Genomic DNA, 12,004 nt, shown 5'->3' with positions numbered 1-12,004 from the left:
AACAACAGAGGAACGAATTCCCCCGTGGATAATCAGCCACTCATGGTCACAGGTCCCGTGATTCATTACCAGCATAACCGACATGGGAACAAGTGTTCTATATGTCGGCGCGTGTCGCACTATTTCGCACCTGAGGTCACTCCACTCCCTGCCCAATCACCAGACTCAGTCACCCGCGAGGTCGCACTGCGAAGCGGCAGGATTCGAATGATGATGAACAGTCCTGGGAATGACAGCTCACGGAGGGACAACCTCAGAAGGGGCGTGAACGTGGTTTCTCTTTGCCCAGGCGGTGTGATTCGGGCACGCCCGAGGCATCACAGACAGCGATCCAGATGTCGCGGGGTTCGATGCCTGCTCGGAATGCCTCTTCGGCGGTCCGGGAGCCCAGGCTGCTCAGTGCGAGGTCCGTGTGCAGCGATGCAGCACGAGCCTCTCCGAACTCCTCGTTCATGAGGACCCAGTAGAGGGTGTGGCGCATTAGGGCTTGGCTGCCAGTCGTGGCACCGGGTATCCACCTGGGCGACCGAGGATCTTGTCGGAGAGTTCCTGTGGAATGGTGTCGGGAATTTCGACACCCTCTTCGAGCGCGAAACGATCGGAGACCGATGACAGCAGAGCCGACAACGGCAGATCGAGTGCTTCACAGATCGCGGAGAGAAGCTCCGAGGAGGCTTCCTTCTGTCCGCGTTCGATCTCACTGAGGTAGCCCAGCGATACGCTGGCTCCCGTGGAGACATCGCGCAGGGTCCTCCCCTGGCGCCGGCGTACGGAGCGCAGTGCGTCACCGATTTCAACTCTCAGTAGCATTGCGCGTCCCTCCCTTTGCCTCCGTGAATAGTCGTGATGGTGTAGTCAACTTTACAGCCCGGTCGATGCCGAGCGCCAACCTGGGTGCGTGACCTGATGGTTTTGCCAGTCCATTCGAAGGTACCGGTGCATATTCGTCCAATTGCCATTACCTGGTCAACTTCGCGGAGGCTGAACTTATTCCACAGCGGCACCGTCATGATTCTTCGGGGCCGTTCGAGTCGGGACCGAACGCCAGCCGGGTGACGAAGTCGTCGAGGTCTGCCACCATGGCAGCGACCGTCTGTGCGCGCACAGCGTCTCGATCTCCGGCGAAATGATGCTCGCTGACCTGTGCTTTTCCGGCGAAGGCGATGGCCGTGTAGACGAGACCGACCGGTTTGTCGTCCTGCGGTTCGGGTCCGGCGACTCCGGTGCAGGCCACCCCGATGTCGGAGACACATTCCCTGGCCGCACCGGCAGCCATCTGAGCCGCGACGACTTCGTCGACGGGTCCTGTCTCTTCGAGCTGGTCGGCATCGACTCCGGCAAGCCGGGACTTGAGGTCGGTGGCATAGGTGATGAGTCCGCCGCGCACCACGGCGGAGGCTCCGGGAACATCGACGAGCGTGGCTACGAAGCGACCACCGGTCAGTGATTCCGCTCCAGCGACCGAGAGTCCCACCTGTGCACAGGTGGTGATGAGGTGCTGACTTCGGGAGAAGAGTTCGGTCTCGTTCACAGGCTCACTTCGGACTCGAGTCGGAGGCTCCGGTCTCGGCAGTCCCGTCTCCCCCGCGCGATTCCTTGGCAAGTTTCGCGGCCTGGAGACAGTAGTCGATTCCCGTCACGACTGTGACGACGATGGCGGCGACCATGATCAGCCAGGCCAGGATCAGCAGTACGAAGGTCACACCTTCCGGGACGATCTGCGCCACGGGGCGAAGGAGGAGGAACAGTCCGATGGCGACGGTCTGCAGCACGGTCTTGATCTTGCCGCCTCTGGATGCGGGCATGACGGCGATGCGGATCATGAAGAACCGCAGCACGGTGATGCCGAGTTCCCGGACGAGGATGATGATGGGGACCCACCAAGGGATCTCAGCAATCGCGGCCAGGCCGATGAGTGCCGCAGCCATCAGAGATTTGTCGGCGATCGGGTCGGCGATCTTGCCGAAGTTCGTGATGAGGTTGTATTTGCGTGCGAGATCTCCGTCGATCTTGTCCGTGGCCATCGCCAGCAGGAAGACGACCAGTGCCCACCACCGCATGGTCATGTCCTGGCCTCCGTCGGCCAGGAGGAGGACGAGGAAGACGGGAACGAGCAGGATCCGCAATACGGTCAGGGCGTTGGGAACATTCCACGGGCTGGGCTCTGCCGGTGCGTGTCCCGGGGCGCCGTTCTCTGATCGATCATTCACGTAGCAAGCCTATCGGAGTGACATGTGAATGGCGTGGAGCCGGCCACTCATTTCAGCAGCCGGCTCCACGCCGTAATCAGATTCTCAGTTCTGCTGTGTCGCTGGAGTCAGCGGCCCGTGAGCGACCAAGCGTCCTCACCGCTGGTCTCGACGACTTCCAGCCCTGTCTCGGGGTCGACGTCGCCGACATGCAGGTCTTCGGCATGCCCGACTCCCGTCGCGTAACGATCGTTGGCACCAGAACCTGATGACCTCGCCGAGGCGCCTGCCCCCGAGCCTCCGAAGTCCTCGAACTCCTCGTCGTAGTCTGCCGCCGCCGACTGCCCGCCTGCACCAGGCGCTCGGCTGGCGCCGTAGCCGGAGCCGTCGTCGTCCGTGCCGCCGTCGGCCGATGCCTGGCTCGGCTCCTCGTCCGGAGGGGTCTCGCCCTTGATGATCGCCAGGGTTCCCGGCAGATCCTCGGGCCGGACGAGCACGTCGCGGGCCTTCGACCCCTCGGAGGGTCCGACGATGCCTCGTGATTCCATGAGGTCCATGAGGCGTCCGGCCTTGGCGAAGCCGACGCGCAGCTTGCGCTGCAGCATCGAGGTCGAGCCGAACTGCGTGGTGACAACCTGTTCGGCCGCCTGGAGCAGGAGTTCGAGATCGTCGCCGATCTCCTCGTCGATCTGCTTCGTCGGCTTCTCCACCGCAACGTCTTCACGGTAGTTCGGCTTGAGTTCGCCCTTGACGTGTTCGACGACCTTTTCGATCTCGGACTCGTTGACCCAGGCACCCTGAACACGCATCGGCTTGGCAGCACCCATGGGCAGGAACAGTGCGTCACCCTGTCCGATGAGCTTCTCCGCACCGGGCTGGTCGAGCACGACTCGGGAGTCGGCCAGCGATGAGGTCGCGAATGCCAGACGTGAGGGCACATTGGCCTTGATGAGGCCGGTGACGACGTCGACGCTGGGTCGCTGTGTGGCCAGGACCAGGTGGATGCCGGCCGCCCGGGCCAGCTGGGTGATGCGCTGGATCGAGGCTTCGACGTCGCGTGGGGCGACCATCATCAGGTCGGCGAGCTCGTCGACGACGACCAGCAGGTAGGGGTAGGGCTGGAGCACCCGTTCCGATCCTGCAGGAACCTGGACGCGGCCCTCCCGGACGGCCTTGTTGAACTCGTTGATGTGTTTGAATCCGAAGTTCGCGAGGTCGTCGTAGCGAGCGTCCATTTCGCGCACAACCCATTCGAGCGCCTCGGCGGCCTTCTTGGGGTTCGTGATGATCGGGGTGATGAGGTGCGGGATGCCTTCGTAGATCGTCAGCTCCACGCGCTTGGGGTCGACGAGGATCATGCGCACCTCGTCGGGGGTCGCGCGCATCATGATCGAGGTGATCATGGAGTTCACGAAGCTTGACTTACCGGCACCGGTCGCACCGGCGACCAGCAGGTGGGGCATCTTCGCCAGGTCGGCGACGACGAATCCGCCTTCGACATCCTTACCCACACCGATGACCAGGGAGTTCTCGGTCTTGCGGGCGGCCTTCGACCGCAGCACATCGCCGAGGGAGACGTTCTCACGGTCGGAGTTCGGAATTTCGATGCCGATGGCCTTCTTGCCGGGGATCGGCGAGAGGATGCGGACATCGGCACTTGCCACCGCGTAGGCGATGTTCTTCGACAGCGCTGTGACCTTCTCGACCTTGGTGCCCGATCCCAGCTCCACCTCGTACCGGGTGACCGTGGGGCCACGTGAGAAGCCGGTGACCTGTGCGTCGATCTTGAACTGCTCGAGCACGTCGCGCAGTGCCTCGACGACACGGTCGTTGGCTTCGGAGCGCTCCTTCGCGGGCGGGCCGGGCGTGAGGTTGTCCGAGCTCGGAAGCGTGTAGGTGACGTCCCCAGCCAGAGTGAGCTGCTCGACCCGTTCGGGCAGCTGCTCAGTGGGTGGGGCCACCGGAGCGTTCGTGACAGGCACCGGCGCCGAGGCGGCTCCCGAGTCGGACTTGTTCGCCGCCGTGGTCGAGTCGTCGTCCATCCCGATGGTCTTCTTCAGCGCGGCGGTCTCCCGCTCGGCCTTCGTCGGGCGACGCTCACCCGGCTTGAATTTCGGCCGTTCGATGACGGTGGTGTCGGCTTCTTCATCGCTGACGTCGTTTTCATGGATGTAGGCCTTGTCGTAGGCCTTGGTCGTCGTGTCATCCTCGGCACCGCCGACACCGGGCTCAGACTTCTTGGACCGGCGCTTGGTACCCCTGACGGGTTTGAGGGTGGAGGTGCGCGCGTTCTCAGCGACGAGGTCGGTCGACTCCTGCCCATCCTGCTTCTCAGAACTGGGGCGCGCTCCCCCGGTCAGACGCAGGTAGAGATCCATCAGACGCTTGGGGATCGAACGCACGGGTGTTGCGGTGATGACCAGCAGGGAGAAGAGACCGAGCAGCACAAGCAGCGGCACGGCCACGAAGACGGTGGTTGCGATCACGAGTGGCGATGAGACGACGAAGCCGAGTGCGCCGCCGCCGTTGGCCATAGCATCAGTGGAGTTGGTGAATGTGGGGTTGCCTGCGGAGATGTGGGCCAGTGCGGATGCGGAGAGCAGCAGGAGGATGATACCGATGAGAATCCGGTTATTGCCCCGGTTATCGTCTCCGCGCAGGAACAGTCGAATCGCGTAGCAGGTGAAGATCACCGGCAGCGCGAGTGCCACTCTGCCGAAGGTGCCTTCGACGACGTTGCGGACGACGTCGCTGATGGCGCCGGGGATGTTCCACCATTCGAAGGCAGCGATGATGATCGAGAGACCGATGAGGAAGAAGGCAGTGCCGTCTCTCTTGGTCGGTGACTGATCGCTCGGCTCGTCACTGAGGATCTTTCGCGCACGGTTTCCGGCCATGTGGGCCACTCCCCTCCACGCACCGGTGACAACGTTTGTCCCGGGGTCTTCCTTGTTCCCCGCTTGCCCGGTCCGACCAGCAGTTTTGCGCGCTGTGCCTTTTCCTTTACCAGAAGCGGGGGAAGTCGTTCTGGTCGCCATGCTTCTTATCTTAGGGCGATTATGCGCTCCTGCCCAGTAAATCCGCAGGGTTCGGCGCGCCGTCAGCCTATCTGTGCAGCCGCGCTAGATGGTCGTTCCGGGCTGATCCGCCCGAGGAATTTCAGCCCGGAATGACCACCTAACGCACCTGGTTCAGACTTTCCGCATCCCGCTTCCAACGCCGAGGTGGCTCCGAGCTCCGCGACCATCGCCGCATAGGCCTCGAAGTCGTCCCGCTCTGGCCCCTCGGAAACGTCGTAGATCGCCGCGTAGCGTGCGTCTTGATGGCTATCGCTCGTGGTTACTCGGGTGCGTGGCTGCTCGGGTGCATGGCGATGAAGAGCCCCCACTGTTTGGCTTCCGGCTTCTTGCGGCGGGAGCGGAACTCTTCGAAGAGAGCATCGATGCGGCCGCGGAACTCCTCAACCTCATCATCAGTGAGCATCGCCGCCATCCGCCCCATCGTCCGCTCCTCGTAGGGAGCCGCAGTGAATTCGGCGGTGAAGGCCTCGATCATCGGATTCGTCACGTCGCCGACATCGATGTACCAGCTCTTGCCTGTCGCTAGGTAGGGGATCTCCCGCGCACCTCGGCGTCCCCGCCTCGACTCCTGCGCCTCGAGGAAACCCGTGTCGGCGAGCATCCGCACATGGTGAAGCGATGTCGCGGGGTTGAGGTCGGTCGCCTCGGCGATCTCGCGATTGCTCAGCGCCTCGTCGAGGCACAGCCGCAGGATGCGAATGCGCAGACTCGAGGCCAAGGCCTTCGCTTCAGCGTCGGTGGCATCACGGCGCTCGACGGCTCGCGCGACAGTCCGCGCTGTATTTTCGGCGCGCTCAGCATTCATACCTCAACGCTAACGAGCGATCGGGAGAAGTCAATTGGTCACCTCGCAGTGATTGACTTAACTCAATCACTGCTGACAGACTTGCGATTGAGAGTTCTCAATCACTCCTGATCTGCTCTCCCCATCAGATCACGACACCCCGACTCAAGGACGAGCCATGGTCACATCCGGCACCGCACGCTCGAGACGCTCACCCCTGTGGGCCCATCGCGACTTCATGAAACTGTGGGCAGGCGACACCGTCTCGGTGTTCGGGTCTCAGCTCGTCTTCTTCGCACTCCCCCTCATCGCAGTCAGTCTCTTGGACGCGAATGCCTTCCAGATGGGTCTTCTCGCGGCGTTGGAATCGGCAGCATTCCTCGTCATCAGTCTGCCGGCGGGCGCTTGGATCGATCGGCAGCCGAAGAAGATCGTCATCGTCTCCGGCGACATCGTGCGCGCAGTCATCCTGCTGACGATCCCGCTGGCCTGGGCGCTCGGTGCTCTGAGCATGATCCAGCTCTATTTGGTGGCGGCAGGAGTCGGGATCGTCACCGTCTTCTTCGACATCACCAATCAGTCGTATCTGCCCGACCTCATCGACGGCGAATCCATCGGGGACGGCAACGGCAAGCTTCAGGCCAGTCAGCAGACAGCAGGAGTCGTCGGACCGACCTTGGCCTCCGGACTCGTCGCCGCCATCGGAGCCCCGCTGACAGTCGGCCTGACCAGTGTCTGCATGGGCCTGTCGAGTCTCTTCGTCAGCAGAATCCGCCACCGTGAAGCACCGCCGGAACCGGCGACCCGAACCGGCTTCATCTCCGAGATCCGTGAAGGACTCGGCTTCGTGCTCGGGCACAACCTGCTACGCCGGATCATCGCATGCACGGGCCTCACGAACTTCGCAGCCTCGGGCATCTTCGCCCTCCTGGTGCTGTTCGTGCTGACGACACTGGGACTGAGCCAAGTTCAGCTCGGCATCATCATGTCGGCCAGTGCGATCGGGGGAATCCTCGGTGCCCTCAGTGCCGCCTCGGTGCAGGCACGACTCGGTGAGGGAACGAGCATCTCGGTGTCCGCAATGCTCGGTGGGTTGAGCTTCTTCGGGATGCCTTTGGCCACGGTTCTGCCGGTCTTCCCGACTATGCTCGCAGCCAGTCTTGTCACCGGCTGGGCGGTCGTCGTCTACAACGTCGCCCAGGTCAGCTTCCGCCAGCGCCTGTGTCCGAAGCCGCTGTTGGGACGCATGAACGCTTCGATTCGGTTCCTCGTCTGGGGGCCGATGCCGCTGGGTTCATTGCTCGCCGGATTCCTCGGTGACAGGCTCGGCGTGTCCACGACGATGTGGATTCTCGCGGCCTGTTCGCTTGCCGCGTCGATTCCCGTGCTCGCCTCCCCGCTCCTGCGGATGCGGACTCTGCCGCGCGAGCTGGACCTGCTTGGTGCCGCCGGGGACGACCGAGGTTAGCTCAACCAACTTGAATGGTTCGTGATTCCAGAATCCGTTGCGATATGTGATGACGTCTGGCCTGAGTTCGAGCGTGCTGTATGCCGGCACCTCGGTCATCGAGACACCGAGCAACTTTCCTCTCCCGAAATACCGGACACCGACACCGATCCGGACCGATGTATTCTGCTCAATCTCGATTTCTGTGGGTTTTGACCAGTCCAGCGGGTGCTCTGCACGACCCACCACCGCCACGGGTTTCGACACCAGTTTCAGAAACCAACTGTTGACCCAATGTGCCTTGATCCTGATTCTGATTCTTTCATTCATACTCACACTTTCCTCGGCGGAACGGTCGGGCGTGCGATCCGGATCGCTGACCCCTCAGCCCACTCCATAGAGGTGCTCGGGTCGGCCGGTGCTTCCGTATTGGAGCGAGACAGTCACGGCTCGGGACTCGGCCAGCTTGGCCAGGTGGCGCTGGGCAGTCGCGCGGGAGGTGCCCACGACTTCGGAGACCTCCATCGCCGTCAGTGGCTGGTCAGCGCTCTCGAGTGCTTCGAGGATCCGGCCGCTGGTTGACGAACCTGATCCCTTGGCCGGTGCGCTCCCCGGCGAGGAGACGTCATGCAGACTGCGCAGCTGACGTTCGAGCTCCGGCTGGCTGACCTTCTCGCGGTCCCAATAGCGCCGGAAGCGGGCATAGCGCCTGAGGAAGTCCTGCAGCTCCTCGGCAGCGAAGGGTTTGATGATATAGGTCATCGCTCCTGCCCGCAGGGCCGAGCGCACCACGTCGCGATCAGCCACGGCCGAGAGCACGATGGCATCGACATCGGTCTCACGGATCAGGTCGACACCGTTGCCTTCGGGCAGGACGTAGTCGGCCAACAGCAGGTCCACATCTTCCTCGGCGATGATCGTGCGCGCGGTTCGCAGATCTCTGACCGGTTCCAGGGCGTGGAATCCTGCGACCTCGTTGACGTAGCGGCAGTGGATCTGCCCCACATAGAAGTCGTCGTCGAGAACCAGAACGTTGACCATCATCTCTCCTTGTCGTCTGTGCGACGCTCGTCTGCAGGGCTTTCATCTGCATGGTCGTCACCTGCGGAAGTGTCGTCCACATCGTCGCTGAGCACATCGGGCAGGCGCACGGCGAAGCCGGCACCGCCCAGTTCAGGATCGTGGCCGGCCAGCAGCCACACCAGGCCGCCGTGTCGCCGTGCGGTCCGTCGACACAGCGCCAGACCGATGCCGTGGCCATGTTCTGGATCCAGGCCATCGGCGCGGCTGACCCCCTCGTCGAAGATGGACTCGGCATCAGCGTCATCGACTCCCCCACCGGAGTCGGTGACGACGGCGTGCAGCTCCGGACCGGAGCCCAGCAGCGTCACCTCGACTCTGCCGAACACGTCATCGGTTCGAGAAGCGCCGTCAGCTCCCCTGCCGCTTGCATTCGTCACCACCGCTCGCACTGCATTGTCGATGAGATTGCCGAGGATGAGTGTGACGTCTTCGGGCTCCTTCACCCGACCCAGCACCAAGGAATCCGGGGTGACTGCAAGGGCCACACCCGCCTCGGCGGCGGTGGTCCCCTTCGCCTCGAGCAGCGCACGAAGATACGGGTCGGAGATCACCTCGATGCCTTCGACGGGGGTGGCGATCGGTCCGGTCCGCAGGATCGTGGCGAGGTAGCTGCGTGCTTCATCGGTGGCACCGGTGTCGACGAGGCCGAGGACAGTGTGCAGCCGGTTGGCGAACTCGTGGCGCTGGGTGCGCAGGGCCCGGGCCATCGACGTCACCGATTCGAGCTGACGGGCCATCGTGAGCACCTGGGTCTCATCGCGCAGGGTCACGACCCCGCCGACAGAGACCCCATCACGGCTCACGCGAACTGCCGTGGCCAACAGGATCCGATCGCCGACGGTGACTCGCCGACGCAGGGCACCGTGATCGGGTGCCTCGAGCATCATGCTTCTGATCACCTCAGGTACGTCCGCCTGTGAGGCGCTCGTGGGTCCGCCCGTGACCGAGGCAGCAGTGTCCTCGCGTGTGTCGACATCGTCTTCGTCGGCATCGACATGGGCGATCCCGAGCAGCTCTTCGGCCGTCGAATTGCTCAGGGTCGGCTCTCCGGATGAGCTGAACGCCAGTACTCCGTCGTCGAGGCCGCGCAGCACTGCACCCTGATCACGTGCCATCTCCGCGAGTTCCTCGGGACCCACGCCCAGAGTCTCGCGGCGCAGCCTGCGTCCCAGTGCGAGCGAGGCGATCACGCCGATGACCAGGGCGAGGACGGTGACCGAGCCGAGAACGAGGAATTCTCTTCGCAGGTCGGCATCGAGCACCGAAGCGTGAATGCCCACGGAGACCTCCCCGACGACGGTCTCGTCATCGGAGGTGGAATAGATCGGCACCTTGGCACGCACCGTCTCACCGAGAGTGCCTCGCTCATGCGTGACGGACTCCCGGCCCGCCAGCGCCTCATCCGGGGAGGTCGACACCCGTTTGCCGATGTTGTCCCGGTCCGGGTGGGTCAGTCGGATGCCCCGGTCGTCGGTGATGACCGCGAAAACGATGCCCGAGGAGTCTCGCAGGTCATCGGTGATCTCGAGCAGCGGAGTGGTGATCGCCTCCTCGGCTTCCCCTGCAGGCTGGGCCGAGGCCTGGGTCGAGCCCTTCCTCACTTCGGGATCGATCGCCAGCGTCCGTGCCGTCGCCAGCGCCTTGGTCTCGGTGACCTCGGTGACCGAGCGCGCACCCATCCACGCGAAGACTCCGGTCACCAGCGCCAACGTCACCACAATGACCGCGAGCTGGCTGAGCAGCACACGGCGTGAGAAGGATCGGGTGGGGCGTCGCACCGACCCACACTAACCACGCATGAGCGAAATGCGCAAAAGGTGCCAAAAAGGCAGAACGTGTTCAGTGCACACAAACGCGCGCCGCACCAGAACGCGATCTAGGGTGTATCGGGCATCACATCCGCCTTCATAGGAGAAGCACGTGCTCGTAGTTCTCGGTTTCGCAATGATCATCGTCTTCATGACGCTGATCATGACGAAGCGACTCTCGCCGATCCTGGCGCTGATCATCGTCCCGACCGTATTCGGACTGTTCACCGGCGCAGGCCTGGGAATCGGCGAAATGGTCATGGACGCCATCGCAGACATGTCGTCGACGGCAGCGCTGCTGCTCTTCGCCATCATCTACTTCGGCATCATGATCGACGTCGGGCTCTTCGACAAACTCGTCGGGTTCATCCTCAGAGTCGCCGGCCATGATCCCGTCAAAGTCGTCATGGGCACCGCCCTGCTGACCGGAGCGGTCTCCCTCGACGGCGACGGGTCGACGACGTTCATCGTCGTCACCGCCGCAATGCTGCCGATCTACCAGCGCCTGGAGATGTCGCCAGTGGTGCTGACCTGTGTCGCGGGTCTGATCAACGGCACTCTCAACATCGTCCCCTGGGGCGGTCCGACGGCACGCGCCTCCTCGGCCCTGCAGATCGATGCCAATGAGATCTTCGCTCCGATGGTCCCGGCTCTGACTGCGGGCCTGCTGGTGTGCTTCGTCTTCGCCTACTTCCTCGGCATCTCCGAACGACGTCGCCTGGCCAAGAACGGTGTGACCTGGGTCGATGAGTCCCGTTCGGGATCGAAGCGCTCCGAGCTCGTCGGTGCCGTCGCCCGCTCGAACGCGGGTTCAGCCTCGGCTTCAGATTCCGGTCCCAGCACCGGGTCCGCGTCGGGATCCGATCACGGCGCATCAGCCTCGGCAGGATCATCGCTCGCGCAGACCGCGGGTGCCGAAGAGGGTTCAGAAGCCGGTTCCGGTTCCGGCTCCGCTCTGACCGACACCGCGCTCGACCCCAACCGGGCGACGCTGCGTCCCAAACTCTTCTGGTTCAACCTGACGCTTACCGTGGCCGTGATGGTCATGCTCATCGCCGATCTGCTGCCCCTGCCCTACCTGTTCATGATCGCCATGGTCATCGCCCTCATGGTCAACTTCCCTAATATCAAGGCACAGCAGGAAGAGCTGGCCTCGCACGCCTCGGCGATCATCGCCGTGGTCGCCATGGTCATGGCCGCCGGTGTTCTCACCGGCATCATGAGCGGAACCGGCATGGTCGACGCCATGGCCGAGTGGCTCGTCGATGTCATTCCAACATCCATGGGCCCCTACATGGCCGTCATCACCGGGCTGCTCTCGATCCCGATGACGTTCTTCATGAGCAATGACGCCTTCTACTTCGGCATCCTTCCCGTGTTGGCCGAGACCGCCGGTCACTTCGGGATCTCCGCGGCCGATATGGCCAGAGCCTCCATCACGGGCCAGCCGGTGCACATGCAGTCACCGCTGGTGCCCGCGATCCTGCTCCTCGTCTCACTCTCGGGAGTCGAACTCGGAGACCACCACAAGAAGGTCCTGTGGCGCGCCCTCATCGTGTCCCTGGTGATGCTGACCGTCGGCGTCCTCATCGGCGTCATCGCAATCGGATAGG

At 63.3% G+C, this 12,004-nt stretch carries 10 protein-coding genes; 2 read left to right on the top strand and 8 right to left on the bottom strand.

Annotated features, from left to right (window positions below; all coding sequences use genetic code 11):
• Nucleotides 1–253: 253 nt before the first annotated feature.
• From HU144_RS10470 to HU144_RS10445, 6 genes are all read right to left on the bottom strand, one after another.
• Entirely contained in the window at nt 254–481 is a 228-nt protein-coding gene (locus tag HU144_RS10470; protein WP_101619758.1) for a DUF3046 domain-containing protein, read from the bottom strand.
• Complete coding sequence (locus tag HU144_RS10465) at nt 481–810, bottom strand: helix-turn-helix domain-containing protein (RefSeq protein WP_143922548.1); 330 nt, start codon at nt 808–810, stop codon at nt 481–483. Before HU144_RS10465 ends, HU144_RS10470 begins: the two co-directional genes overlap by 1 nt.
• A gap of 196 nt (nt 811–1,006) precedes the next feature.
• Nucleotides 1,007–1,531, bottom strand: a complete 525-nt coding sequence (locus tag HU144_RS10460; RefSeq protein ID WP_235351294.1) for a CinA family protein — start codon at nt 1,529–1,531, stop codon at nt 1,007–1,009.
• A gap of 4 nt (nt 1,532–1,535) precedes the next feature.
• Complete coding sequence (gene pgsA / locus HU144_RS10455) at nt 1,536–2,210, bottom strand: CDP-diacylglycerol--glycerol-3-phosphate 3-phosphatidyltransferase (RefSeq protein WP_235351293.1); 675 nt, start codon at nt 2,208–2,210, stop codon at nt 1,536–1,538.
• Nucleotides 2,211–2,317: 107 nt separating this feature from the next.
• Nucleotides 2,318–5,086, bottom strand: a complete 2,769-nt coding sequence (locus HU144_RS10450; RefSeq protein ID WP_235351292.1) for a DNA translocase FtsK — start codon at nt 5,084–5,086, stop codon at nt 2,318–2,320.
• A 442-nt stretch (nt 5,087–5,528) separates the two neighbouring features.
• Complete coding sequence (locus HU144_RS10445; RefSeq protein WP_235351291.1) at nt 5,529–6,074, bottom strand: ArsR/SmtB family transcription factor; 546 nt, start codon at nt 6,072–6,074, stop codon at nt 5,529–5,531.
• A gap of 157 nt (nt 6,075–6,231) precedes the next feature.
• On the opposite strand from HU144_RS10445, the gene HU144_RS10440 reads away from it, so the two are divergent.
• A complete protein-coding gene (locus HU144_RS10440; protein WP_235351290.1) occupies nt 6,232–7,521 on the top strand; it encodes an MFS transporter in 1,290 nt (429 codons plus the stop codon).
• A 363-nt stretch (nt 7,522–7,884) separates the two neighbouring features.
• On the opposite strand, the gene HU144_RS10435 is transcribed toward HU144_RS10440, so the two are convergent.
• Together HU144_RS10435 and HU144_RS10430 are read right to left on the bottom strand one after the other, a co-directional pair.
• Nucleotides 7,885–8,544 carry a response regulator gene (locus tag HU144_RS10435; protein ID WP_235351289.1) on the bottom strand — a complete coding sequence of 220 codons (660 nt, stop codon included), beginning with the start codon at nt 8,542–8,544 and terminating at the stop codon, nt 7,885–7,887.
• A complete protein-coding gene (locus HU144_RS10430; RefSeq protein WP_235351288.1) occupies nt 8,541–10,361 on the bottom strand; it encodes a sensor histidine kinase in 1,821 nt (606 codons plus the stop codon). The genes HU144_RS10435 and HU144_RS10430 overlap by 4 nt, the downstream gene beginning before the upstream one ends.
• Before the next feature lie 142 nt (nt 10,362–10,503).
• On the opposite strand from HU144_RS10430, the gene HU144_RS10425 reads away from it, so the two are divergent.
• Nucleotides 10,504–12,003, top strand: coding sequence for a CitMHS family transporter (locus tag HU144_RS10425; RefSeq protein WP_235351287.1), 1,500 nt, complete (start codon nt 10,504–10,506; stop codon nt 12,001–12,003).
• The last annotated feature ends 1 nt before the right edge of the window (nt 12,004 follow it).

Origin of the sequence: Brevibacterium sp. UCMA 11752 (genome assembly GCF_021532235.1) — a bacterium.
Lineage (GTDB): Bacteria > Actinomycetota > Actinomycetes > Actinomycetales > Brevibacteriaceae > Brevibacterium > Brevibacterium antiquum.
This window is presented reverse-complemented; position numbering and strand designations above follow the sequence as displayed.